Origin of the sequence: Bacillus sp. 123MFChir2, assembly GCF_000383235.1 — a bacterium.
Taxonomy (GTDB): domain Bacteria; phylum Bacillota; class Bacilli; order Bacillales; family Bacillaceae_G; genus Bacillus_A.
Genome location: NZ_KB910953.1, coordinates 1 through 24,379, shown reverse-complemented (window position 1 = coordinate 24,379; position 24,379 = coordinate 1). Strand labels below are relative to the sequence as shown.

At 35.8% G+C, this 24,379-nt stretch carries 25 protein-coding genes and 1 pseudogene; 4 read left to right on the top strand and 22 right to left on the bottom strand.

The window, feature by feature from the left end; translation table 11 throughout:
• Nucleotides 1–157 precede the first annotated feature (157 nt).
• On the bottom strand, nucleotides 158–1,054 hold the full coding sequence (alsR, locus tag H280_RS0115190) for an acetoin biosynthesis transcriptional regulator AlsR (protein WP_020061994.1): 897 nt from the start codon (nucleotides 1,052–1,054) through the stop codon (nucleotides 158–160).
• A gap of 460 nt (nucleotides 1,055–1,514) precedes the next feature.
• Nucleotides 1,515–1,916 carry an NUDIX hydrolase gene (locus H280_RS0115185; protein ID WP_020061993.1) on the bottom strand — a complete coding sequence of 134 codons (402 nt, stop codon included), beginning with the start codon at nucleotides 1,914–1,916 and terminating at the stop codon, nucleotides 1,515–1,517.
• 138 nt (nucleotides 1,917–2,054) lie between these two features.
• Here H280_RS0115185 and H280_RS0115180 point away from each other — a divergent pair, with 138 nt between their 5' ends.
• Complete coding sequence (locus H280_RS0115180) at nucleotides 2,055–2,261, top strand: DUF3903 domain-containing protein (RefSeq protein ID WP_020061992.1); 207 nt, start codon at nucleotides 2,055–2,057, stop codon at nucleotides 2,259–2,261.
• Nucleotides 2,262–2,647: 386 nt separating this feature from the next.
• Here H280_RS0115180 and H280_RS0115175 read toward each other — a convergent pair whose 3' ends face one another.
• The 9 genes from H280_RS0115175 to H280_RS0115135 form a co-directional block, all read right to left on the bottom strand.
• Nucleotides 2,648–4,411 (bottom strand): ABC transporter ATP-binding protein, encoded by a 1,764-nt coding sequence (locus tag H280_RS0115175; protein WP_020061991.1) that lies wholly within the window; start codon nucleotides 4,409–4,411, stop codon nucleotides 2,648–2,650.
• Nucleotides 4,411–6,162 carry an ABC transporter transmembrane domain-containing protein gene (locus H280_RS0115170; protein ID WP_020061990.1) on the bottom strand — a complete coding sequence of 584 codons (1,752 nt, stop codon included), beginning with the start codon at nucleotides 6,160–6,162 and terminating at the stop codon, nucleotides 4,411–4,413. Before H280_RS0115170 ends, H280_RS0115175 begins: the two co-directional genes overlap by 1 nt.
• Nucleotides 6,163–6,287: 125 nt before the next feature.
• Nucleotides 6,288–6,509 (bottom strand): YneF family protein, encoded by a 222-nt coding sequence (locus H280_RS0115165; protein ID WP_020061989.1) that lies wholly within the window; start codon nucleotides 6,507–6,509, stop codon nucleotides 6,288–6,290.
• A gap of 78 nt (nucleotides 6,510–6,587) precedes the next feature.
• Complete coding sequence (sirA, locus tag H280_RS0115160) at nucleotides 6,588–7,028, bottom strand: sporulation inhibitor of replication protein SirA (protein ID WP_020061988.1); 441 nt, start codon at nucleotides 7,026–7,028, stop codon at nucleotides 6,588–6,590.
• A gap of 206 nt (nucleotides 7,029–7,234) precedes the next feature.
• Nucleotides 7,235–9,235, bottom strand: a complete 2,001-nt coding sequence (gene tkt, locus H280_RS0115155; protein ID WP_020061987.1) for a transketolase — start codon at nucleotides 9,233–9,235, stop codon at nucleotides 7,235–7,237.
• Nucleotides 9,236–9,533: 298 nt separating this feature from the next.
• Nucleotides 9,534–10,019: a hypothetical protein gene (locus tag H280_RS0115150; RefSeq protein WP_020061986.1), complete on the bottom strand. Its 486-nt coding sequence runs from the start codon at nucleotides 10,017–10,019 to the stop codon at nucleotides 9,534–9,536.
• A gap of 147 nt (nucleotides 10,020–10,166) precedes the next feature.
• Nucleotides 10,167–10,889, bottom strand: coding sequence for a MerR family transcriptional regulator (locus H280_RS0115145; protein ID WP_020061985.1), 723 nt, complete (start codon nucleotides 10,887–10,889; stop codon nucleotides 10,167–10,169).
• Nucleotides 10,890–11,038: 149 nt separating this feature from the next.
• Nucleotides 11,039–11,278: a DUF896 domain-containing protein gene (locus H280_RS0115140; RefSeq protein ID WP_020061984.1), complete on the bottom strand. Its 240-nt coding sequence runs from the start codon at nucleotides 11,276–11,278 to the stop codon at nucleotides 11,039–11,041.
• Between the two features lie 45 nt (nucleotides 11,279–11,323).
• Nucleotides 11,324–11,980 (bottom strand): YneB family resolvase-like protein, encoded by a 657-nt coding sequence (locus tag H280_RS0115135; protein ID WP_020061983.1) that lies wholly within the window; start codon nucleotides 11,978–11,980, stop codon nucleotides 11,324–11,326.
• 141 nt (nucleotides 11,981–12,121) lie between these two features.
• Between H280_RS0115135 and lexA the strand changes: the two genes are divergently transcribed.
• Nucleotides 12,122–12,742: a transcriptional repressor LexA gene (gene lexA / locus H280_RS0115130; protein ID WP_020061982.1), complete on the top strand. Its 621-nt coding sequence runs from the start codon at nucleotides 12,122–12,124 to the stop codon at nucleotides 12,740–12,742.
• A 26-nt stretch (nucleotides 12,743–12,768) separates the two neighbouring features.
• Here lexA and H280_RS0115125 read toward each other — a convergent pair whose 3' ends face one another.
• Genes H280_RS0115125 through H280_RS0115115 form a run of 3 tightly spaced genes read right to left on the bottom strand, consistent with a single transcriptional unit; the run spans nucleotide 12,769 to nucleotide 14,453 of the window.
• Complete coding sequence (locus H280_RS0115125) at nucleotides 12,769–13,587, bottom strand: DUF4097 family beta strand repeat-containing protein (RefSeq protein ID WP_020061981.1); 819 nt, start codon at nucleotides 13,585–13,587, stop codon at nucleotides 12,769–12,771.
• Between the two features lie 5 nt (nucleotides 13,588–13,592).
• The gene (locus tag H280_RS0115120; RefSeq protein ID WP_020061980.1) at nucleotides 13,593–14,138 is read right to left on the bottom strand and encodes an HAAS signaling domain-containing protein; all 546 of its coding nucleotides are present in this window, start codon (nucleotides 14,136–14,138) and stop codon (nucleotides 13,593–13,595) included.
• 3 nt (nucleotides 14,139–14,141) lie between these two features.
• Entirely contained in the window at nucleotides 14,142–14,453 is a 312-nt protein-coding gene (locus H280_RS0115115) for a PadR family transcriptional regulator (protein WP_020061979.1), read from the bottom strand.
• 219 nt (nucleotides 14,454–14,672) lie between these two features.
• Here H280_RS0115115 and H280_RS0115110 point away from each other — a divergent pair, with 219 nt between their 5' ends.
• Both H280_RS0115110 and H280_RS0115105 read left to right on the top strand, forming a co-directional pair.
• Nucleotides 14,673–15,503 (top strand): peptidoglycan-N-acetylglucosamine deacetylase, encoded by an 831-nt coding sequence (locus H280_RS0115110; RefSeq protein ID WP_020061978.1) that lies wholly within the window; start codon nucleotides 14,673–14,675, stop codon nucleotides 15,501–15,503.
• 590 nt (nucleotides 15,504–16,093) lie between these two features.
• Nucleotides 16,094–16,393: a hypothetical protein gene (locus H280_RS0115105; protein WP_020061977.1), complete on the top strand. Its 300-nt coding sequence runs from the start codon at nucleotides 16,094–16,096 to the stop codon at nucleotides 16,391–16,393.
• A gap of 262 nt (nucleotides 16,394–16,655) precedes the next feature.
• Here the strand turns inward: H280_RS0115105 and H280_RS0115100 are convergent, their stop codons facing one another.
• The 8 genes and pseudogenes from H280_RS0115100 to H280_RS0115065 all read right to left on the bottom strand — a co-directional run.
• Complete coding sequence (locus H280_RS0115100) at nucleotides 16,656–18,458, bottom strand: ABC transporter ATP-binding protein (RefSeq protein ID WP_020061976.1); 1,803 nt, start codon at nucleotides 18,456–18,458, stop codon at nucleotides 16,656–16,658.
• Nucleotides 18,459–18,468: 10 nt separating this feature from the next.
• Nucleotides 18,469–19,659 (bottom strand): nucleotidyltransferase domain-containing protein, encoded by a 1,191-nt coding sequence (locus H280_RS0115095; RefSeq protein WP_020061975.1) that lies wholly within the window; start codon nucleotides 19,657–19,659, stop codon nucleotides 18,469–18,471.
• The gene (locus tag H280_RS0115090; protein ID WP_020061974.1) at nucleotides 19,652–20,134 is read right to left on the bottom strand and encodes a lasso peptide biosynthesis B2 protein; all 483 of its coding nucleotides are present in this window, start codon (nucleotides 20,132–20,134) and stop codon (nucleotides 19,652–19,654) included. Before H280_RS0115090 ends, H280_RS0115095 begins: the two co-directional genes overlap by 8 nt.
• Before the next feature lie 37 nt (nucleotides 20,135–20,171).
• Nucleotides 20,172–20,462, bottom strand: coding sequence for a lasso peptide biosynthesis PqqD family chaperone (locus H280_RS0115085; RefSeq protein WP_020061973.1), 291 nt, complete (start codon nucleotides 20,460–20,462; stop codon nucleotides 20,172–20,174).
• The gene (locus H280_RS0115080; protein WP_020061972.1) at nucleotides 20,463–21,395 is read right to left on the bottom strand and encodes a hypothetical protein; all 933 of its coding nucleotides are present in this window, start codon (nucleotides 21,393–21,395) and stop codon (nucleotides 20,463–20,465) included.
• Between the two features lie 93 nt (nucleotides 21,396–21,488).
• Nucleotides 21,489–21,614, bottom strand: coding sequence for a paeninodin family lasso peptide (locus H280_RS25810; protein WP_020061971.1), 126 nt, complete (start codon nucleotides 21,612–21,614; stop codon nucleotides 21,489–21,491).
• A 14-nt stretch (nucleotides 21,615–21,628) separates the two neighbouring features.
• Nucleotides 21,629–23,566: a lasso peptide isopeptide bond-forming cyclase gene (locus H280_RS0115070; RefSeq protein WP_020061970.1), complete on the bottom strand. Its 1,938-nt coding sequence runs from the start codon at nucleotides 23,564–23,566 to the stop codon at nucleotides 21,629–21,631.
• Nucleotides 23,567–24,195: 629 nt separating this feature from the next.
• Nucleotides 24,196–24,379: pseudogene (locus H280_RS0115065) on the bottom strand (IS5/IS1182 family transposase); the annotation flags it as partial.

Here is a 24,379-nt window from a genome sequence, read left to right as displayed (position 1 = left end):
CCCACGTTTTTTGTACTTTCATAAAAATAGGTATCACCATAAGTATGACATCTCCTTCTTCTTTCTTCTTTTTTCACTATAATAAAAAAAGAAAAAGGAAAACATCGAACTTTCTTACATACATTCGTGCATTCTTACAGTTTTGTCATTTTTCTTATCATTTTGTATATGTGTTCATTACCTTGCCTTTCGCTATTTTCAAAAACTCTTGTAATTCTGGGTTAATATTCGCTTTTCCGTATGCAACGGCTAGTTCTGCAACAATTTTAGAATCACATATTTCTTTGTAGACAACTTCTGATTGATATAATTTATTTGCAGACACTGGTATTACCGTTATTCCAATCCCAGCAGCAACAAGTCCTATAACTGTTTGATATTCTGTCGCCTCTTGTACAATTTGCGGGCTAAACCCTGCATCACGGCATAAAGAAAGAATATTATCATATAAAGTCGGCCATACATTTCGAGTTATGAAAACAAAAGATTCGTTTTGCAAGTCTTCAATGTATATTGCTTGTTTATTCGCAAGTGGATGCGCTTTCGGTAAACAAAGTGTACAAGGAAGGTGCTGCACAGTTTCTAACTGTAATAATTGACTTGTAATAGGTGGACGCAACATCCCGACATCAATTCGATTATCATGAAGTGCATCTACTTGTTCTGGTGTAGACAATTCATGCAGTACAACAGATACATTCGGAAATTTTTTTCGATATTCCCGAACAATTGGCGGCAAAATATCATACATCGCTGAACCAACAAACCCTATAGACAGCTCTCCAATTTCCCCCCTTTGCGCTCTCTGGGCAACTTCGACTGCCTTATCAATTTGTATAAAAGCTTTTTTCACTTCTTGTAAAAACAATTCCCCTGCTTCTGTTAATTCTACTCTTCGTTTCGTTCTTGAAAATAACGTTACTCCCATCTCTTGTTCTAATTGTTGAATTTGTTGACTTAGCGGCGGCTGTGTCATCTGTAAACGAGCAGCTGCCCTACCAAAGTGAAGCTCTTCTGCTACCACAATAAAATATTGTAAATGCCGTAATTCCATATAGAACACCCTTTTTTATTAATATGTATAATAAATTAATAACATAAGAATTATATATTAGACAAATGTTTTTAAAGAAATCATACAGTACTATCCCTAAATATTTTATTGATGGTTTTAACAATTACAGCAAGTCTATATATACGTTAAAAAACTGACATAAGCCCCTTTATTTTGAGCAGGACGAGAGCATCTGGACACGCATAGAAATGGTCAGAGCCTTATACCATATGCCAGATTGAAAACAAAAGGAGAACGTCAAGTGTAGGTCATTTTGTTTTCTACATAGGATCGACTTATATGTAGAAAAATTAATTTATGTAGCTCACTTATCGTATTTCAGAGTTTATAAAAATAAAAGAAAACGCATATAAGAGAGCGCTTTCTTTTATTTCTTTCACTATTCAATTAGTCCATGTATATTTTCACATTTCTTGCCTCAATCATTTCCTAGTGAACACTAAATATTCACACATCTATGCAACAACTCATAATCTTCCGGAAATGAGAGCTGAAGGTGTTGAAGTTCATCCAGTCGTTTCCACTCAATTTTATAAATTAATTCGTCTGGATCTTGAATTTTCCGTTCCCCCCCTACTATTTTCACAACATAATAGTGTACTTGCACAGGAACATTAAACGTAACACCTATTTTTTCATGTACCTTTTCAATAATTTCAATGCGATAGCCAGTTTCTTCCCATACTTCACGAATGCAGCACTCTTCTAACGTTTCTCCATTTTCTAATCCACCTGAAGGTACAGACCAAAGTTTTTCTTCTTCTGGCTTTCCTTGTAGTACCATTAATACTTCATTATTATCATTAATACAAATTGCAGCTGCTCCAATCCAACGTTTCACTATTTTCCCCTCCCATACATACTATTCTGTATTTCACTTATCTTTTCCTCGAAAAAAGAGGAAAAAACCTATAATCTATCGAATATCTTCAACAACTTCATTGATAGCGCATTCCCAAAAACAGAAAGGAAGGATTCTGTGAAAATTTCTAAGTATGTTGTGGATTGTGAATTTTGTGAGAAAGATCGAGGAACAAGACAAGCAACTGTAACTATTGCTGCTTCTTCTAACACATTAGCAATTCAAAAAATAACAGAAGAATGTCAGCGGCGTTTTGGGAAAGCATTATTATTAAAGACAGAAGTTGTAAAAGAAGAATTTATAGCAGAAGCAACAAAAAGCTGACCAAAATGGTCAGCTTTCTATTTTCCGATCGTATTGCGTTTTCTTTCCGTACACATTATCACATGAAGATTAGGGGCATCCTCTATGAGATCGGAATCTTTCCATTATGTACGTTCCATAATGGATATCGAACAATATTTTCTGTATAATCTACAACAAATCATCCAGAAAAAAGGGAAGTTTAGTTCGCATTTTTAGAAAAGGGATAGGGATATTACCGGTAATACATCAAACATTCGAACATTACATCTATTATAATATACTAATGTTATTCATACTGGAAATATATATTACATATATAATTAATATGTAATATATATTAATCTCCCCTCCATATTCAAGTTATTTATTCTATTTTTTAAGAAAAAGCCTTCTAAATCTTGTTCTCACAGGGCTTGCTGAAGGCTTCCTTTATTCTGCAACAAATACATATTGTAGTATAACCCTTGTTCCACCAGTAATTCTTGATGTGTTCCTCTTTCAACAATTTGGCCGTCGTGCATCACAAAGATTTGATCCGCATCTTGAATTGTAGATAAGCGATGTGCAATTGCGATAGTTGTTCGCCCTTTTCGCATGTGCTGCAATGCCGTTTGAATTGCTTCTTCTGTTTCTGTATCAATATTTGCTGTTGCCTCATCTAACACTAATACTTTCGGATTTGTTGCAACAGTTCTTGCAAACGCCACAAGCTGTCTTTGACCACTTGAAAACGCCGCTCCTCTCTCAACTACTTCTGTATCGTATTGATTTGGCAGCTGTTCAATAAATGTATTTGCCTGCACAAATTTTGCAGCCTCTTCCACTTCTTCATCTGTAATACTTTCATCATACATACGAATGTTTTGCTTCACTGTTCCAGCAAATAAGAAAGCATCTTGTAATACAAGACCAATACGTTTTCGTATCTCCGCCTCTTGAAAGTTCTCTAGCCGCGCTCCATCAATTACAATTTCTCCTTCATTAATATGATAAAAACGCATCAATAAGTTCATAATTGTACTTTTCCCACTACCTGTATGCCCAACGAAAGCAACATTTTGCCCAGGTTTCACAAGGAAAGATACATTTTTTAGCACATCACGTTTTCCATCATAAGAAAAGGTAACATCTTTAAATTCAATTTCCCCTTCCGTCATTAAAGGAGCTGCATTACCTTGTTGTACTGGCGCTAAATCTTTTTCATCTATTAAATGAAACACACGTGATGAGGATACTAGTGCTTGCTGAAAAAAAGACAATTTCATCATCATTTCATTTACTGGTTCAAAGAAACGATGAATGTAGTTTACAAAGGCATATAATACCCCTACTTCAACAGGGCTATGCATTGCGTCAATCCCAAACAACGTGACTACCAATACAATTGCCAAAGTATGAACCAGATCGGTTGCTGGGCGTAATAACAAAGCGTCTAATTTCAAATTGCGGCGCCCTGCTCCGTAATGTTTTTCATTCACTTCTTCAAATTCTTCACGCATCCGTTTCTCTTGTCGGAATACTTGAATAATGTTCATACCTTGAATAGATTCATTCAATTTTGCGTTTAAAAGACTTAATTGATTGCGAAGTTCTAAATAAAAAACTGAGCTTTTCCGGCGATAAAGAGACATGATTGTAATCATAATTGGAATAAGAAGTAATGAAAACAGCGCAAGTTTCACATCTAATAAAAACATAGCTATTAAAATACCGATTAAAAATACGATATTCTTTACAAAGGTAGATAGTACACTTACAAAGAAATCTTTAATTGCTTCTGTATCGTTTGTTATTCGCGAAACAAGCGTTCCAATCGGTGTACGATCGAAGAAGCTAAGCGATAAACTTTGTACATGTTCGTATACTTCTATGCGCAGATCTTGCACAATTTTGAAGGCGATATTTTGGAAATACAATAAATTTAAATACGTAAACAACACCTTTAATAAATGAAACACGATATAAACAATAAATAACGTTATTAACACATTTTGTTCAAAATTTTTGGGGACTAAGTGTTCATCGATAAATACCTTAATTAAAAAAGGCCCCATCATTTCCGCAACAGTTGCACCAACTAAAAATAAAAATGCAAAAGCGAGCAGTTTTTTATAAGGCTTCAAATATGATAATAGACGCCATAAATCATTTTGTTTTTTCCCCTGCATCATACCCCTCCTTTCTCAACTAGTGCTTCTAATTGCTGACTTTCATACATGTCTTTATACCAACCATCTTGTTGCATTAAACTTTCGTGCATACCACGCTGCACAATCTTTCCATCATCAATAACAAGTATTAAATTTGCATGTTGAATCGCGCTTAAGCGATGCGCTGTAATAATAGTCGTTTTATTTTGACGTTCATGCTTTAATGATGTCAAAATCGTTTCTTCTGTCTTTGCATCTACCGCCGATAAGCAGTCATCTAAAATTAAAATTTCAGCATTTGTTAATAATGCACGGGCAATCGAAATACGCTGCTTTTGACCACCAGATAAAGAAACACCGCGTTCACCAACGACAGTTTCATATCCTTCTGGAAATTTCGCAATATCCTCATGAATACACGCAATAGAAGCTGCATGGACAATATTTTTATATGTAGCACTAGGTTTTCCAAATGCGATATTTTCACCAATACTTGCAGAAAATAAGAAATGGTCTTGTGGTACATATGAAATGGAGGAACGAATAGCGTGTAGTGTCAAATCTCGAATATCATTTTCGCCAACTCGTATGTTCCCGTCAAAATGATCATATTCTCGAATTAAACATTTTAACAATGTCGTTTTCCCTGCTCCCGTACGCCCTACAATTCCTAAAGTTTCTCCTTTTCGTAAAGAAAAATGAATGTCTTGTAGATTTATTACTTCATTTTTCTTATACGAAAATGTGTCAATATCAAACTCGATGTTACCACTTGCTACTTCTTCACTTGCCCCTTCCCTATTCGCCACATCAGACACTTGCATAAATAAGTTTTGAATACGATCATAAGACGCCCGGCCACGCTCCATAATATTAAATAGCCAACCAAACGCTAACATCGGCCATACAAGTGTACCTAAATAAGTAGTAAATGTTATAAGTTCTCCTATCGTAAGCTCTCCACGAACAACCAATACAGAGCCGTAACACACTGCAATTAAAAAAGAAAAACCTACAATTAAAGAAATTGTTGGATCAAATAATGAATCAATACGGGCAACGAGAATATTTTTCTGTACCACTTCTTCTGATTTATTACGAAATGATTGCAAATCTTCTTTTTCTTGACCAAGTGAACGAATTACCTTCACTCCACTCATACTTTCCTGAACTTTATCATTAATTTCTGAAAAAGCCTGCTGCGCTTTATGAAAGCGACGATGTAACAAAGTCCCATAATAATTTGTCGAGATTGCTACGATTGGCATTGGAATTAAACTGAGCAGTGTTAATTTCCAACTAATTGTAAACCCCATCGCAAAAAGAACACATGCACCAACTGTTAACGAATCTACAAGTGTTAATACCCCAGAACCTGCTGTTTGCTGTACAGCTTGAATATCATTCGTTGCGCGGGCCATTAAATCACCTGTCCGGTGTTTTTGGTAAAATGATGGACTCATATTTGTAAAGTGCTCATACAGTTTTCGGCGTAATTGACGAGCTAACTTTATAGAAGATCCAAAGATCATCATGCGCCATGCATAACGCAAAATATACACCATTATCCCAGCACCAACTAAAATTACTGCCCATTGTACTAACTTCTGAGTCGTTAAAGAATGATTGCTAATTTCATCAACAATGATCCCAATTATTTTAGGTGGTACGAGTTCAAGAAGAGCAACGCCTAATAATAAAATACTCCCCATTATGTATGCTCTCTTCTCTTGTTTAAAAAACCATGCTAAGTCTAAAAAAACTTTCATTTTATACCTCCTATCCCAAATGAGCGATGTTTTCAGTTTATCAAAATTACTGAATTTTTTAAAGTTTAAAACTTTTTAAAAGACAATATGAAAGGGCACTCCAATAGGAGTGCCCTTTCTAGCGCTTATTTCAGTTGTTGTTTGTTCATTGCGCTCATCATTTGATTGATTTTCTTTTGGGATGGTTTTTGTCCCATTTGCATCATCATCATTTTTAACATTTGCTCATTAATTGGTGGATTTTTTTGCAAATAATTCATCATATATTTGCGTGCGATAAAAAATCCTAACGCTATGCCTGCTACTAGTGCTAATACGCCCACTAGAACGCCTACCCAAATTGACATATATTTTCCTCCTTCATGTTGTCTACCTTACAGTGTACTAAAACCTTTTCAAGAAGACAAGATTGTATTCGACATTTTTTATATATAAGTACGCACTTGTTTAAGAGGATTTAACCATCCATACTGCTTACTCTCATAATCCATCGCAAGAAATGTCAATTCACATTTTCTAAGCACTTCAAAAATAGCCGTTTCGAGCTCAACATTTTCAGAAGCATGCATCCGGATATACTGTGATTTAATACGCACTTCTCCGTATGCATTTTTATTAGACACCATATGCATATACCCATTTCTTTCGTATTCCCCATATGTTCGCAGCGCTTGTTCCATTTTATGATGTAGTTTCATTACTTGTAAGGGCAACGTTATATACTTCATTTGTTTATACAACACTTTCTTTTCTGAAAGGGAACGAGACTGTGCAAAACGAGCAAACAAATCAAACAATAAAAACTCACGACCGAAATACGCCTTCGTAATATCTTCTCGAATTAAGTATAGTTCATACGTTCTCATATTTTCCCTCCCGCATTGGACAACTTTATTCCTTTCATTATATAGAAATAAATACGCAATGATTGTCTGACTGCGGAGAAAGAAAAAACTTTTTCTGTCGAATAAAGCGAAACTTCCCTCAGTGGGATTTTACTCCCTCAAACTAACGGGATCATTTCATTTACATAGAAAAATCCCTCCATGCTGGAGAGATTTTTCTAAAATCATTATAGCATTTCTTTTACTTTGCGAACAACGTTTTCTACAGTAAATCCGTATTCTGCCATAATCTTTTCACCAGGAGCAGAAGCACCGAATGTATCGATACCTAATACGTCTCCTTCAAGACCAACGTAACGATGCCATCCGAAACTAGCACCCATTTCAATTGCGAAACGTTTCGTTACTGCTTTTGGCAATACAGATTCTTTATATTCAGCTGATTGTGCTTCAAAGCGATCCATAGACGGCATGCTAACAACAGATGCATCAATACCATCTTTAGCTAATGCTGCTTGCGCTTCAACTGCTAAACTTACTTCAGATCCAGCTGCAAGTAAGATTACATCAGCAATGTCTTTTTTACTTGAAGAAATTACATATGCACCTTTAGCAACTTTTTCATACGTATTGTCTATTGCACCTTCTAATGTTGGAAGATCTTGACGAGTTAAGATTAATGCAGTCGGTGTTTTTGTCGATTCTAACGCAAGTTTCCAAGCTGCAACTGATTCGTTACCATCAGCAGGACGAAGAACATCTACATTTGGCATTGCACGAAGCGCTGCAAGCTGTTCGATTGGCTCATGCGTTGGTCCATCTTCTCCAACTGCGATACTGTCATGCGTGAACACATATGTTACTGGCAGTTGCATTAACGCAGCAAGACGAATTGCTGGACGTAAGTAGTCAGAGAATACGAAGAACGTACCACCGTAAGTTTTTAAACCGCCGTGAAGTGCGATACCGTTCATTGCTGCACCCATTGCAAATTCACGCACACCGTACCAAATATTTTTACCGCTATAGTCTTCTCTTGTGAAGTCTTTTTCTTTGTTCATGTATGTTTTGTTAGAACCAGCAAGATCTGCAGATCCACCAAAGAATGACGGTACAGCTTCAGCAATTGCATTAATAATTTGTCCAGAAGATGAACGAGTTGCTGTTTTTGAACCCATTTCATATGTCGGTAAGTTCTTATCCCAACCTTCTGGAAGAAGACCTTTCATTGCTGCTTGCAGTTCAGCTGCTAATTCTGGGTATGCTTTCGCATAATCATCAAGCATTTTATTCCACTCAGCTTGCGCTGATTCACCAGCATCTTGTACTGTTTTACGGAAGTTTTCATACACTTCCTCTGGTACATGGAAGTCTTGCTCAAATGCCCAAGCATATGTTTCTTTTGTTAACTTCGTTTCTTCTACACCAAGCGGAGAACCATGTGAAGCTGATTTTCCAGATTTGTTTGGTGAACCAAAACCGATTGTTGTTCTTACTTCGATTAATGTTGGACGTTTTTCGTCAGCTTTTGCTTCTTCAAGCGCTTTCGCAATCGCCTCGATATCGTTTCCATCTTCAACACGGATTACTTGCCAGCCGTATGCTTTATAACGATCTTCTACACTTTCAGAGAAAGAACGATTCAAATCGCCATCTAATGAAATATCATTAGAATCATATAGCACAACTAGACGACCTAATCCTAAATGAGCTGCTAATGAAGATGCTTCAGCAGAAACGCCTTCCATTAAGTCTCCGTCACCGCAAATTGCGTATGTATTGTGATCAACAAGATTATACTCATCACGATTGTATTTCGCTGCTAAATGTCTTTCAGCCATCGCCATACCTACAGCTGTTGCAATACCTTGTCCAAGTGGACCTGTTGTTGCGTCTACACCTGGTGTGTGACCAAACTCAGGGTGACCTGGTGTTTTACTTCCCCATTGACGGAAGTTCTTTAAATCATCGATTGTTACGTCATAACCCGCTAAATGCAGTAAGCTATATAGTAACATTGAACCATGACCTGCAGATAATACGAAACGATCACGGTTAAACCACGTTGGGTTCTTTGGATTGTGTTTCATAAATTTCGTCCATAATGTATACGCCATTGGAGCTGCGCCCATTGGCATTCCTGGGTGACCAGAGTTTGATTTTTCAATCGCATCAATGGATAATGTGCGAATCGTGTTGATAGAAAGTTGTTCGATTGAATGTGTCATGCTATTCTTCCCTTCGCTTATATTAAGTAAACGTTTTACACCTTTATATGATAGCTTTCCTTGCAAGATTATACAACATGTATCGACAAATATATTGATGTTTTTTCGTATTTGTTCAAAAAAACGTACTATTTTCCACAATGTATAGGATTTCAATCCGCTACACTTTTTCCTTTTTATCCCATACTCTATCTTATACCTTGCGCTTCCTCACTTCTTATCATTAATCAATGATTCCATACAATTCTTCATTATCTTTAAACATTTTGTCTAAAATGATACAAATATTTTAGACAATTTAAATTCCAAAATGCAAAATATATCCTTCTTCACTTTTCACTTTATAAAATAACGTGACTAAAGATTGTAATTGCACGCAAAGAATATCTCGATTGAAAGAGAGTTTTTCATATTCACCGTTCGTATCATCTGTACCACAAGTCCATTGAAATGACCCTGTAAGTTCAATCGTTTCAGGTGCTAATGAAAACAAATGAATTAATGAACGAAATACATTTACTGCTATATTTGCTCCTTCTTTCTCAATTTTAGTGATGCCATGATAATGAAGACCAAATCCCGTTTCTTTTTTCGGAGGTATATGTGTTGGAAGCCAATTAAAAAAATCTAGCAAATACACAACAATTTCATCGCTTAATATAACACAATCATCCTCTGACGCACTTTTTTTATAAAAAAAACTTTTTTCAATCCATTCAAGATCTTCAGAACTTAATTCGCCCTTTTCATATGAAACAAAGACAAATTCATGTTGCATTGCCATAACATCCCCCCTCTCTTCTTATTATATAACGCCCCCTTTCTTTTCTTATCGTTTCGAACGCAATATTTTATCTAGCAATTGATAACCGTAAAAAAGGCCCTATCCTCCATTTGAAGAATAAGACCTTTCACCTTATAAGTGTACAGTTTACTTCTTATTACGATCAGCATACACAGCCATTGCAACATGCATAAAATTCGCTAACCCTACGCCAAATTGATCAATATTTTTTGTAAAACGTTCATCATCAACATACATTTGTCCTAGACCTTTAAAAGCATCCAATGAATAATGACCAAAGTTCTGTAAATAGTTATACCATTCTTGAATTGCTTCTTGAGCCTGGTCTGATTCAGGTGAATCATGACGAAGTGCTGCAAGCTTTCTATAAATCGTATTATATTCTTCTTGTTTCTCTTTCGTCATATCTACTTTATTAGCCCTATCCACCGCTTCATTTCCCCATCTTTCACGTGCTTCCTGCTCATACGGATTTTGACTAAAATCAAAACCCTCAAATCTTTCTTTGTTTGTCAATTGAATTTCCCCTTTCGAGTGTTGAATCGTCTTATCAATTGTCGCAATCACTTTATCTAATCTAGAACGCTTCTCAAGCAACATTTTACGATGTAAAACAAGCGCCTCTTTTCGATCAAATAAAGGATTATTGATAATTTCTTTAATTTTCTTTAAAGGGAAGCCAAGTTCTTTAAAAAATAGAATTTGTTGCAAAGTCTCCAGATTATCATCAGAATAAAGCCGATAACCAGATTCGGTCGTCTCCTCTGGGGTTAATAACCCTATTTCATCATAATGATGTAGTGTGCGCACACTAATACCGACTAAATTTGCTACTTCTTTCACTTTCATTGTTTTGCCCTCCCTTAGTACATACAATAAAGTATAACGTTACGTGAGGGTCAACATGAAAAGAAAAAAATTTCTAAAGCGGCAATTGCATATATGTTTAATAACACATTTTCCTATCAAACTAAAAAAAGATGGGCTACGCCCATCTTTTAATTTAATTTTGCTTGATCTTGTTTTTTTAGTTCTTTTAACTTCTTCGGCGTAACGTCCTTGCCTTCTTCGTTAACGACTTTGATTGATTTCAATTCGTTTAACATATTTTGACGAAAACCTTTTAAATATTGTTCACGGAGCGATTGACGCTCACGTTGCTCTTCTTCTGTTAAACCTTCTGCTTTTGCTTTTTTCGCTAAGAAATTAATGCGTTCAATGAGTTCGTGACTTAGCATCTCGAATCCCCTTTCTACTAAAAACTGATTATTATCATACAATAGTTACTCTTGTTTATCAAGCGATTGATTCGTATACTCCACATACCGGCGATGTACTGTTGCTTTTGAGACATCATGCCCAAAACCGCGGAGCGTTGCTGCAATTTCTTCAAATGTTAACTCATTACGGCGCAGACGAACAATCTCTTCAATAGGTACTTCCTTTTTTTCACGACCTGTGCTTAAATGTCGATTCTTTAAGTTTTTTTCAGGACGAAAGCCATTTTCTACAGCTCGTTTCATTCCTCGTTTAATCTTTAGATTATGAATCTTTCTCTGGTATTCTTCTACTATGCCAATAATATCAAGCACCATTGAATCTGAATCAGAAAGCTGTAATTCGCCATTATGTGCATGTGTATATACTTTTACCCCTTCTTTATTCAAACAATGCATTAAGGCAATCTTTGCATTTCCTCTTCCAAGACGTGTCTCGTCTTGAATAAGAAGCACATCAACATGTTCATCACGAATGACATCTAGCACTTCTAAAATCCCATCTCGTTCGATACTATATCCGCTAGCTTTCTCCTCTACTACTCTTACAACATTCATTTCATACTGCTTAGCTAAATGCAATAACTCATCCTTTTGACGTGTTAATGATGTTTCCTGCGCTTCTTTTGTCGTACTCACACGTGCATAAATAATCGCATTCATTTCAGACCCTCTTCTCTATCTCACTTTTCACATCATAGTGTATCATATTTGTAGCTTTTATTCGAACTTACGTTTGTAGAATGTTTTCTTGCATGTTATAATAAAAATAAGAAAACTTGTAGAAAACGAGGTGTTAAAAATATGGAGAAGTTAACGAAACGGCAACAAGACATTCTCGACTTCATTAAACAAAAAGTACAAGAAAAAGGTTATCCACCTTCCGTACGTGAAATCGGCCAAGCAGTCGGCCTTGCTTCTAGCTCTACTGTGCACGGACATTTATCTCGCTTAGAGGAAAAAGGCTACATTCGCCGCGATCCTACAAAACCGAGAGCAATTGAAATTTTAGGAGACGACAGTAACCAAGCCAATACGCAACCAGTCGTTCACGTACCGATTGTCGGAAAAGTTACAGCTGGTTTACCAATTACAGCAGTTGAAAGTGTAGAAGAACATTTTCCGCTTCCAGCGAACCTCGTTTCAGGTTCAGATCAAGTATTTATGTTACGCATTTCTGGAGACAGTATGATTGAAGCAGGAATTTTTGACGGAGACTTAGTTGTTGTTCGCCAGCAGCAATCTGCATACAATGGTGAAATCGTTGTCGCTTTAACAGAAGACAATGAAGCTACGGTAAAACGCTTTTACAAAGAAAAAGATCATTTCCGCTTACAGCCAGAAAACTCTTCTTTAGAACCTATTATTTTGGATAACGTTTCTGTTATTGGAAAAGTAATTGGTGTATATCGTCATTTACATTAAAAAGCAGACCAAATTTGGTCTGTTTTTTAATTCGCCTCGATTTTTACAGAGCCCGCTGTTGTTTCTCCTTTAATCTGCACCTTTCCACTACCTATAGTTATTTCTTTATTTTCTTTTCCGAAAATCTGTACCTCTCCTGCAGCAGCGGAGCCTTTCACAACAGCATCTTTTGGCATTTCCTGCAACTGAATATTAACGTCTCCTGCTGCCGAATCCGCCTCAATACTATACTCTGGATTATGCTGCGTTACCTTTACATTTCCTGCTGCCGACTCTGCACGCACTTTTCCTTCTACTTTATGAAGAACAATATCTCCCGCACTAGATGACACTTTTACATTCTGCACTTTCATTTCCTTCATTTCCACATCACCGGCTGCTGAATGCGCAGATATATTTCTACTTTGAATACTTTCTACGCGAATCGTTCCTGCTGATGTCTCTGCTTCAATTTTATTATATACACGTTCAGGCACAACAACTGTGAGGCTTTCATCTTTCAAATCAAATGAAAAAAAAGAAAAATCAAATATATGTTTCTTTTTCGTTTTCACTTCCACTTGTAGCATTTCGCCGTTCTCGTTTACGTCTAATTTTCGCTTTTCCTGATTACCGCTATACCGAACTTCAAACAAATCAGTCTTACCTTTTTCAATCACAACATCTCCAACATCTGTGTCAACATTAATGCTTTTGATTTGCTCATTTTTAAATTGTTTCTGTTCCAATTTCTTTGTATCAGCTGATTCATTCGCAGTTTTCATAAAAAAGGCTGATCTTGTAAAAAATAAACCGATTCCCCCAATCGCAATACAAACAATCGCAATCAATACAATTCTCCTCATCTCATCTACTCCCCTTTAATCACCTTTAAATTCCAGCTTGCATACTTCACAAAAAGCTTTGTAAACCAAGTCGTGCAATAATATGCACCGATCCCTAAAAGCAAACCAATACCGAAGAGTACAATAGCTACAAATACATCAGATAAAATAAAAATTTGAGCGAAAACAATTTTGATTAACAAAAGTAATGGTGATAAAATACATACAACACTCACCATCCAAAGTGATAAAATAAGACTACCAATTGCTATGAGCGGTCCTAGCACAACAACCAAGTTAAAAAAACTAAGTCCAATAATTGCTATAATTGCTCTCGCTATGTTAGAAGGAGTTGGATTATGCTTCACCAGCTCTAAACGATGAGACGCTAACGTTTCTTTAGCTATTGCTTTCGGAGAACCGAGCGCTTTTATAATTTCTGCTTCTGTTTTCCCTTCTTCTATTCCGAATTGGAAATGTTCCTCATAGTCATATAAAATATCGTTGCGTTCTTCTTCTGGTAACTTTTTAAGATGTTCTGATAATTCACGAAGAAACTGTTCTTTGGTCATCCTCTACACCTCTTCAATAATTTCTTGTACTCCCCTTGCAAAATCACGCCATTCTGTTACAAGAGTGTTAAGCTGCTCTGCACCTTGATTTGTTAACTGATAATACTTACGCGGAGGTCCTTCCGATGATTCTTTTAAATACGTCTGGAAGTACCCTTCTTTCGTTAAACGGCGTAGCAAAGGATACACTGATCCTTCTGATATTAAAAATTTATTTGAAATTTGCTGAACTAATTCATAGCCATAACAATCTCGTTTCCTTACAAGCGCAAGAACACAAAGCTCCAATACCCCTTTTTTAAATTGAACATTCAAAGGCAATCCTCCTCTCCATTCAGTACTATCCAATGCAAGGTACCTTATTAATTATAATATATCATTCAGTATTGAATATTACAAGGTACTGTTCCAATTTTTACAAATTAAAACAAAATTCCTCTCGTCGAAAACTTCTTCATCCTCCTTAACAAAAACACAATTATTAACATATAAAAGCTTTAAAGAGATTGTTATCTTTTTTAAGGAGGTATTTTAATGATATACGATTTTTACCCAGCCCAAGTAGCAATTCCTTATAAATATATTCCTTATTATAATATTCCACGTTACACTTCCTCTTTAAAAATTACTTGTCCACTTGCTCAAAATACATTTTATCCTGTACATTACGCGGAGACTGTTCCTATATTACAAAAGAATCCGACAGTTAGAGGCTCATGGACTCCTTTTTCATGGGTAGAAAAATACGCATATGCGTTTACAGGACCTTATAACAAGGCTGAAGTTGCACTCACATTCGATGATGGTCCAGATCTCATTTATACTCCTCAAGTATTAAATAAATTGAAAAAACATGGTGTAAAAGCGACATTTTTTTTATTAGGAGAAAATGCCGAAAGATATCCTGAGGTTGTAAAACGGATTGTTAACGAAGGACATATCATAGGAAATCATACTTATAATCATCCTAATTTAATAAAAATAGATGACAAGCAATATCATGAGCAAATGTTAAAAACAGAAAAAATTTTACAAAACCTAACCGGATACGCGCCTAAATTCTTCCGTCCTCCTTATGGGATTATAAATGAAAATCAAATGAAATGGGCTACTGAACAAAACTTTATGATTATTCAGTGGAGTGTGGATACATTAGATTGGAAAGGCTTAAATGCCAAGGAAATTACTAATAAAGTATTAGGGAATTCCTTTCCTGGAAGCATCCTCTTGCAACACACTGCACCAGGGGGGAATTTACAAGGGTCCGTAGACGCTCTCGACCACTTTATTCCTAACCTTATATCTAATGGAGCACGGTTCGTGACCCTCCCAAACATGTTTCATACTTCAAAACAAAGGCTATAAAGTAAAACTTTCATCAGTAGCAGATGTGAGACTACTCCTTCAAGCAACAAAAAGCCGAAGAAAAAAGCAAAAAGGTATGAACAAATGATTCATTCCTGATCAGACATAGCATAAGATGGCGTGTGCTTTTTTGGTAAATCAGTTGTTTTTAAATATAAAGATTTTTCGGTAATAATTACACACATTGAAATTTAACATTGTCGAGCTACTTAGTTACTTTATAAAAGGTAATGTTAATCATTGGTACCGTCAATATTTTTGCAGGTAAATTACTAATTATATGGTTCATCACCAAAAGACGGGGTGACATATAGGTAGATGTACACTCCACTCCGAGTGGACGCTTTCCGCGGGCGAGAGCGAGCCTCCTCGGCAAGCCTGCGGGGTTTCACTTCCCTCGCTATTCCCGCAGGAGTCGCCACTCTCCATTCCGTGTATGAAAAATGACTCATTTTCAAAAAATCAACCCCATGTTACGGTGATGAACCAATTATATTCTTTAATAACAAATTATTCCTTAAAATCCAACAATATATATGCTATACTTAATAATAGAATGAATTGATGTTATTTTTTGAGGAGGACAAATTTTGAAAGACACTGTAAAAATATTAAAATGGGTGAGTGGTGGTTTGGAAGCTCTATTAGGAATACCTGTGCTAGGTGGAACAATTATTGTTTCTTTACTCTGGCTACCACTCCTCTTCATGTTAGCATTACATATCATTACTTTAGTATTAGCTAAAAAGAATGGTATGAGCGCTAACGGTAACGTTCTAGGAATTGTTACATCTTGTATTGCATGGATTCCATTTGTGGGAATGATTATGCATATTTTATCAGCTATCTTCATTATGATGGATGCGGCTCGTAAAGAACAAACTAATTAACAATTATTTGAACAGTAAATCCATTTTTGAGGGTAAAACACATTAAAAATGTGTTTTACCCTCAAAAAAAATCCCCGATACCAGTAGTATCAAGGTTTTCTACTCTTAGTAAAGAGCCCTATATTGATCGCGTTCCCATTGATGAGATTGAATGCGGAATATACCCCATTCAATCTCTTTCATTTTATAGAGAAGATTTTTTGTCATTTTTTAATTTTATTTATTGAGTTCCGTCATGCCCTGCCACTCATACCTACTACCTCTAAACGCTAACTTCTACTTGATTTCCTAACAGCTTACTAAACATCCCTCTTTTTTCTTTTGCCAATTCGATAAAGGCTCCGTTTTGAACAATTTCCCCATTGTCTAGTACAAGCACCTGATCAGCATTGCGTATCGTCGATAAACGATGAGCAATAACGATAATTGTCATCTTTCCTTTTAATCTTTCTAGAGCAGATTGAATTTTCGCTTCGTTTTCCGTATCTAACGCACTTGTTGCTTCATCCAGCACTAAAATCGAAGGTTTTCTTAAAATAGCTCGTGCTAGTACAAGCCGCTGTCGCTCTCCTCCCGAAAGCCTCACTCCACGATCCCCGATGAGAGTATCAAGCCCTTGCGGTAGTCTTCGTACAAATTCAGCAGCTGCTGAAAATTCCAGTGACTCCCACATTTGTTCTTCACTTGCATCTGGCTCAATCATTAGCAAGTTTTCTCTTATACTAGCATGAAATAAAAATGGATCCTGTGGCACATAGCTAATAGACTTTCTTAAGGATAATAAATTATCATTTGTAAGAGGTGTACCATCTATTAGTACTTCTCCTTTGTCTGGCTGCATAAGTCCCATTAAAATATCGATTAGTGTACTTTTCCCGGCACCTGATCGTCCGACAATAGCTGTCATACAATTAGATGGGATTTGTAAATTGATATTTTGGAGTGCATATACAGATTCTTTCTGATTGTAGCGAAAATAAACGTTCTGGCATTCAATTCCTTTGTCTAGAGATATTGGTTTTATATGTTTATATTGTTGTTCTATATCTTGTAATTCTGCAAATTTATTGCATTCTTCTTGTAACTCTATTAAAGACTTAAAAGCTGAAATACTTGCAGCCAGTTGCTCTAGGTTAGATTGAATACTTGTAAATCGAGGCCATAATCTTGAAAAAATGAGAATAATTAATAATAATTGCTCTGATTGCGCATGAAAAAACGTTACAGATAAAAAAATAAAAAATGCAATGAGAACAGCCAAAGATATTTTATAAAAAAGTTGGGAAGCAGATCTCATTTCCATGTATTCAATTTGTTCACAAGCCATTTTTTGCGTTACAGAACGAAACCAAGTTAACCGTGACTCTTCTAAAGTATTACTTTTTATATCTTTAATCCCATTAAAATGGTCTGTTATGCCCGCAAGATAATTTTGCGCTAGCTCAGATGTTTTGCTCCCTAACATTCTAGCTCTTTTAATAAAAATATGTGAAACGATCGAAAGGAACAAACCACAAAATAACACAAATATAGTTATTTTAGAAGATAACCAGAAAGCAATACCTACATGTACAAAGGTAAAAACGATAGAAGCTAATAACTGTAAAACAAGGTTAATCCCATAGCTAACACGTGCCAATTCTGAAGTTAATGCATTGATAAGATCAGTCTTCCTTTTTTTGATAAAAAAACTCCACTTTACTCGTAAAATAACACTATAAATGTCCCATCTTAACTGCTGAGTGAAACCTTGTTGAATTTTCACATCTCGCATGGTCAAATTTCTTTGTAAAATATTTTGACTAACAACCACTAGGATATATATACCTAGAACGAAAGATAAACTAGTTGCTTTAGAAGTTTCCTGCAAAAGATTAAAAATAGACGAAAGAGGAACCCCCCCTCCCCCCATATTAAAGATTCCACTCATACTGATCATTGGAATTAATAATAGAAGTCCTATCCCTTCAAGTAAACTAACCAAAACCATTCCAATCAGATTCACATAAAGAATTCTCCCTGCAAAAGAATGCAATTGTTTTATAAAATATAGAATATGCTTCATCTTTATCCCCCTATGTTAAAACGTGTTTCCTTGTTTTCCTCCAGAAGCATAAAAAAGGACGTAAAGGAAAATACAAAAAATGAAGGGGTTTAGGTAGCGGTAACGTTTTAGCGTCAATAGGATAAGGATAAAGGTAACTCATAATAAATAAAAACTTTTGCTGGTTAGACATTAACGAAAATAAGTAACGAGTGTGATATATCATTACTTCTTCAGGAACAGAATCTGCATGTAAATTCACCATTTCTTTGAAATAAAATAATGTATCTTTTGCTAACCGTTTAGATTGTTTCTGATTTGTCAGTCCCATCATTTCTTTTATAATTGTAGTATTTAATAACTGAGAAGCCAGAATTAACGCTTGTCCTCCTATAGGAAGGTAATGATACTTCTTCAACAGCCTATTAATCTGCGCCCAATCAAGATTTTTCCTTACAATTTGGTTTATATCTACAAGCCAACGCAATCTAGACCATCCGTGCCGCGCCCCATGGGTAACAAGAAATAAAAACAAGTCCTCACTTCCCAGCAAGTATATAGGGTAACTTGTTAGTGTGCTTTTGCGTTTTCGTTCCCATAGTTGCTCAAAGCTTGGTTCCTTCCCAGGACCAGGATTTAATCTCCAATGAATTTCAACTTTGATCTGTTTTTGAGGATGGAAAAATGTTATATGATGATGTCTCCATTTCCAGTCGTTTAATATCGTTTGAATATAATCATCTTTCACATAACCTTTCTCTAAAAGAAGGGTTTCCGCTTTTTCTAGTTGATGAATCGGAATAAGAATATCTAGATCACAAGATGTCCTTAAGGAGATATCTCCGTAAAGGTCATGAGCAAGTATCGGTCCTTTCAAAAAAAGAGTACGAATCTCATTTTCAGTAAATAATTTACTTACTTGTTCCATTTCAGCGCTCAAATGAAGCATTTGAAAAGTATTTTTTTTGAATTGTAGATACAAAGTTTGAATGACATATGGAGGAATCGACTTCTCATCTATCTCTTTCACCTTCAAATAAATTAATGGATAAACGCGGTGATGCATTGCAAGTTTAAGAAACGCACCCCAGTCGATATTTGTAAACCATTCATTACTATTTGATAATACGGTATTACCCTCCTGTATTTTTAACATTTCAAGCAGGAGTTGTAGTTCCTTAGGGATATATTCTACATGTAGGCTAAAATCATTATTATTCATTGCCTCCTCCTTTAGTCGCTTGTTCACTTACCCTCTTTGCAAATGTTCCAACGACAGTGAATTTCTCCATTCCTTCTGACCCGGTGACATAAATAGGACCACTGCGTAACCATGCATGTGCAATCAATTTTCCGCTATCATCTTTAGCAGTTCCTAAATAAAGAGTACTTTCAATCTGACGTTTTTTAAGCATTTTCATCCCTGCTATGGCTTTCACAAGACACTGACTTTCCCAAAAAGTATAGCGACTCATAATATGTATAGCTTGAGATACACTCTCTAATGTCTCCTTCTGTAACTCACCATGAGTAAAAGATGTTTCATTCATATGGTCGCCTAAAGAAGGTGCTACTTTAGAAAAAGGTACACTTTTTAATATACGAGCCCAACCTAAAAGAATAAAGGCCTCTAAAAACAACAGTTTTGTTTTCGTATTTAGCGCTAAAAATATTCTTAACCTTTTCACAATATTCATGAGTCCCTTTCTAATAATTCTAGTAAAAGATATGAAACTACGTATTGGATTGATTCTCAATATGAATCAAATTTTCTTGTAATAAACATTCTAAAAAGGAAAGAACCTGTTTTTCACAATCTGTTTCTTCTACATCATAATTTGATAATAGTATCGTAACCAATTGAGAAACCGTAATTGGTTTTTCAATACAATCCCATATTTCTCCTCCCATCCCCCCCAAGTTGTAATATTTTCCTTTTCGGACATTCAGCATTACTTTTTCTCCATCCATATCGCTTACAATGTTTCCTTTGTTTTGCACAATCTGGAAATCTAGTGAAATCATTTATATTCCTCCTTCATGTATAGAACTTAATATAAGGGATACAAGTTCGTGCGCAGTAAATCTTGAGGTTGGACGACGTAATTGAAACATATTAATTTTGTTTACCATATTTGTAGAAACTGTAAAATGCCATTCCATCAATCCTAATCGCGGGACTAGAAAATTGCGAAATGTATGATGAAATAATGTTCGAAGACGCTCAAGTCCTTCAATTTGAATCATTTCAATGCTCTCATCCTCTGTTTTCACTAATTCAATCACACCTACAAGAGGTAATGGATCCGCAAAAAATTGCGAAGATACAGGAACAGCATACTTCGTTTCTCTTTCAAACAACGGACGATAATGTCTGGTTTCCATTCCAAATTCATTTAAGCTTTCCTGCCACAGTTTTTGTTGTGGATAAGATGGCATAACAAATGGAGTACCTTCACAAGAAAGAGACACAGCAATTACATCATCACTTAAAAGTTGATACCCTTTACGTAAAAATGCAGAAGAAAGCGTTGATTTTCCAGCCCCCGAATCACCAATTAAAGCATAAGCTTTCCCATTAATGGCGAGCGCACTTCCATGTAACGGAAGTATTTTCTTCTGTATTAATAACGCTCCCATACAAGTTCCAAGAAGATAAAGCCGTATTTTATCTTTTTCCGCTCCTGGTAGAGGTGAAAAAGTAATCTTCCTACCTTCTTGTATAGAAAATATAGCAGTTTGAGGGACTTGAAACATGACTATATTTTTCTCCACTACAAATCTTTGCTCATATTTATCACTATATTTACACCATTGCTCCGATAAATCAGCAATTTCAATGATAATATCTGTCCTCTCTGTTGGTTCATTCATTTGCGGCAATTCTGGTAAAGGAATCTCACTTTCTATTCTTAATCCGAAAGCTTTGTATATTACATTTCTCCCAGTAGCCAACATCTTCCTCACTCCACACTAATAACAATTTATTTTTAAAGCTCTTATATAAATTCATACTATATAAGAGCTTTAAACACATACAATCCTTATTGTTTAGCTGTACTTTACAGGATCATCTGGATCGGGCTGAACTGCATCCGGAATTTTATGTCCTGGTCCAGCCATTGTCATATTAATATCAAGCACTTCTAGTACTGGTTTCTTCCATTCTTTTTTCATCATCTCACCCCCTTTCAATTAAATTTTTTTATAAACCGATACACAATTAAACTACGCATTAAAATTCTAAAATCTAAATCAAATGCGTATTCTGGCCTTGGTTCCTTTTGAATTTTTAAAATTGCTGCCTTAATTACTCCGATATCTAGAAATTCAGAGATTATAGGATCCAAGCTAAGCTGTTGAAGTTCCTCGATAAATTGATTCCAAGAAGGTGCCATACGACACACCCCATCTGCTCCTTGAACACCTCGGACGCGCTGATTTAACCTTACCTTATCAGGGAGATAATTTTTTGTTGCCCTCCGTATAAGCGAACGGTCTAAACCATTTTGAACATATTGTTCTTCCGGGACTGATAAACAAAATTGGATCATTCGTAAATCATTCGTTGGATCACGATTCCATAAAGAGTAACGTAAAGATAATTTCGTTTCATACGTCCCATTTATACTCCAGTAATACAAGTGTTCAAATTGTTGTTTTTTCATCTCGTACGCATTCGAAGTCGAAGAACCAGTCATATCGATACCATGCTCTTTTAGCTTCTCTACAACGTTCATTTTCTTTGCAAATTCGGGATTGATTATTATAGGAAAAAGACTTTCCTCTCCCAGTGAAAATAGCCGATTTAAAGACGGAAACGCCTTTTTTCTAACCACTTCAAAAACTCTCGATTTCTTCACTCCTAAGTTTCTACTATATAAATGCAGTTCACGGAAAAAACGAAACCAATGTAGCTTTTTTAAAAGCATCGCTTGATAGTCTAAAACAGGGCCCCAAGATACTGTCCAATTCCCTCTTTGGCCACTTAAGAGTACACCGATTCCTTGCTGATATGCCTGCTCATAAACCCCTTTTAACCAAAATGTATTCTCAAAAAATTTATATGGCATCTCTAACGTTTCCAGCCAATCATCAACTTCTGATAAGGGACTTCTTCCTGCAAAATCTAAATAGTGATCCTTTATATTTCCTACATGCTGTACAGTCGATTGAATAAAAGGTCTTTCATCAGCTACCCTGCCCTTATGTGTCCAATCTACAAATCCTTCTACTGGAACGTAACTAAATGTATGTAATTGTTTTTTTCCCGCACATAAATCTCTTGCCGCAAAGCTAACAACAGAACCCGAATCCAATCCTCCACTCAAATGGGCTCCTACTTGATGGTGAGTGCGCAAACGCGCCCTTATCGCTCTTTGATATACCTCCCGAAATGCTTCTTCATATTCTTCATTTGACTTGAGCTGGAGCTTATCTCCAGCAACTAATGTACAATATCTAGAAAGTTTTACTCTTTCCTCCGTCACCAAGATCGTATGAGAAGGAGGAATCTGTTCTATATGTTTATAAACAGTAAGAGAAGGGTCTACCGATTCAAAATTTACTGGTATAGCTAGAAATTCAGCAAGCCATTGCTCGTTCAACTTCTTCTCGATATAGGGCAAAGTAAATAACGGCTTTATAAGCGTACAAAAAGCAAATCGGCGCTGGTCGCGGTAAAAATAAAGAGTCCGACTCCCAGAAAAATCTCTCGCTCCAAACAACTTTCTATTTTTCTTATCCCAAATTATAAAAGCAAAATCACCTACTAAATATTTAGGGGCTTCTTCCCCCCACTTCTGGTAAGAGAGTAAAATCAATTTGCTGTCTGTCATGCTTTTTCTATCTGCATAATCCACTTGCAATCTCTCAAATAATTCATCACGATTATCGATGATAGCATCTGCTGTAATTGCCAATTGCCTTTCAGAATCATAAAAAGGCAATTGTTCACTAATGGACTCTGGTGTTATCCATTGTGCATGACAGCCAAGAAATACATTCTCTTTATGCCATATTTGAACATTATCAGCAGGATATTTTTGTAAACACTCCATTAGCCCCTTACTGTATTCAGTTGATATAGGCTCGTCATTAAAATAAAATATACCTGTTATCGCACTCATTTTTTCCTCTCCCATTACGCAGAAAGTAAACAAAAGCCCAATCGGATAAAGTAAAGCTTTTATCAGTAAGATTTTATTCATCCCTTACTAATCATTACCTCTCACGAATTGGGCTTTTACAGACAGTACACATGTATTCTTTATTAAGAACATACATATTTATAAAAATAAACATGTAACTACTGATAGCTGGCTTTTTAATATAGTTGTTTTATCTTCCATAAGTAGAACTATTATAAGTTATAAATTACCATTTCATCTTCGCGATGTCAATTAATTAACCGAATATTCAATCAATAAATATACCTTTAATCGATTTTCCATAAATAAAGACACTTTTACACCAAATTAGCGAACTATATTCATTTTAAATGTTCTACATATAAATGCAAATTGAGAAACTAACATAAAAACCCTTTTCTTTTTCGGTGGGCGAGAAACTGGCCATGCATAGAGGCGGTCAGTTCCTTTTCCTGCCACGTGCAAAGTTTAAAACAAAAATAGACAGCAAGTAGCGAGAGGCCACTGAAAAACTCACGTTTTTTCAGCTCAAAAACCGGATGTGAAATTAGAAAGGCGACTTTTCGTTCAAAATGGAACGAAAAGTCGCCTTTCTTTCTATTCTTTTTTTACTTTTCTTCCTTTTTTTCCTTCATTAAGGTCATAATTCGTTTTAAATTGACGGCAAATATAGCCATCGCACCTTGCATTCGCATACCAATGAGACCCGAGGAAGATGCTACATCATACCCGTGTCTGTGCTTCAGTTCACTATTTTTCGCTTCGATTTTGTAACGCTCTTTCCCTTTTTCT

Excerpts from the sequence above, each read along its gene's own strand:
- H280_RS0115100 (WP_020061976.1), bottom strand. The coding sequence starts at position 18,458 with ATGAAGCATATTCTATATTTTATAAAACAATTGCATTCTTTTGCAGGG.
- H280_RS25810 (WP_020061971.1), bottom strand. The coding sequence starts at position 21,614 with ATGAAAAAAGAATGGAAGAAACCAGTACTAGAAGTGCTTGATATTAAT.
- H280_RS0115120 (WP_020061980.1), bottom strand. The coding sequence starts at position 14,138 with ATGACCAAAGAACAGTTTCTTCGTGAATTATCAGAACATCTTAAAAAG.
- H280_RS0115125 (WP_020061981.1), bottom strand. The coding sequence starts at position 13,587 with ATGAGGAGAATTGTATTGATTGCGATTGTTTGTATTGCGATTGGGGGA.
- H280_RS0115085 (WP_020061973.1), bottom strand. The coding sequence starts at position 20,462 with ATGATTTCACTAGATTTCCAGATTGTGCAAAACAAAGGAAACATTGTA.
- sirA (WP_020061988.1), bottom strand. The coding sequence starts at position 7,028 with ATGAGAACGTATGAACTATACTTAATTCGAGAAGATATTACGAAGGCG.
- tkt (WP_020061987.1), bottom strand. The coding sequence starts at position 9,235 with ATGACACATTCAATCGAACAACTTTCTATCAACACGATTCGCACATTA.
- H280_RS0115080 (WP_020061972.1), bottom strand. The coding sequence starts at position 21,395 with ATGTTGGCTACTGGGAGAAATGTAATATACAAAGCTTTCGGATTAAGA.
- H280_RS0115095 (WP_020061975.1), bottom strand. The coding sequence starts at position 19,659 with ATGAATAATAATGATTTTAGCCTACATGTAGAATATATCCCTAAGGAA.
- H280_RS0115135 (WP_020061983.1), bottom strand. The coding sequence starts at position 11,980 with ATGAATGCGATTATTTATGCACGTGTGAGTACGACAAAAGAAGCGCAG.
- H280_RS0115070 (WP_020061970.1), bottom strand. The coding sequence starts at position 23,566 with ATGAGTGCGATAACAGGTATATTTTATTTTAATGACGAGCCTATATCA.
- H280_RS0115090 (WP_020061974.1), bottom strand. The coding sequence starts at position 20,134 with ATGAATATTGTGAAAAGGTTAAGAATATTTTTAGCGCTAAATACGAAA.
- H280_RS0115110 (WP_020061978.1), top strand. The coding sequence starts at position 14,673 with ATGATATACGATTTTTACCCAGCCCAAGTAGCAATTCCTTATAAATAT.
- lexA (WP_020061982.1), top strand. The coding sequence starts at position 12,122 with ATGGAGAAGTTAACGAAACGGCAACAAGACATTCTCGACTTCATTAAA.
- H280_RS0115170 (WP_020061990.1), bottom strand. The coding sequence starts at position 6,162 with ATGAAAGTTTTTTTAGACTTAGCATGGTTTTTTAAACAAGAGAAGAGA.
- H280_RS0115175 (WP_020061991.1), bottom strand. The coding sequence starts at position 4,411 with ATGCAGGGGAAAAAACAAAATGATTTATGGCGTCTATTATCATATTTG.
- alsR (WP_020061994.1), bottom strand. The coding sequence starts at position 1,054 with ATGGAATTACGGCATTTACAATATTTTATTGTGGTAGCAGAAGAGCTT.
- H280_RS0115150 (WP_020061986.1), bottom strand. The coding sequence starts at position 10,019 with ATGGCAATGCAACATGAATTTGTCTTTGTTTCATATGAAAAGGGCGAA.
- H280_RS0115165 (WP_020061989.1), bottom strand. The coding sequence starts at position 6,509 with ATGTCAATTTGGGTAGGCGTTCTAGTGGGCGTATTAGCACTAGTAGCA.
- H280_RS0115145 (WP_020061985.1), bottom strand. The coding sequence starts at position 10,889 with ATGAAAGTGAAAGAAGTAGCAAATTTAGTCGGTATTAGTGTGCGCACA.
- H280_RS0115140 (WP_020061984.1), bottom strand. The coding sequence starts at position 11,278 with ATGCTAAGTCACGAACTCATTGAACGCATTAATTTCTTAGCGAAAAAA.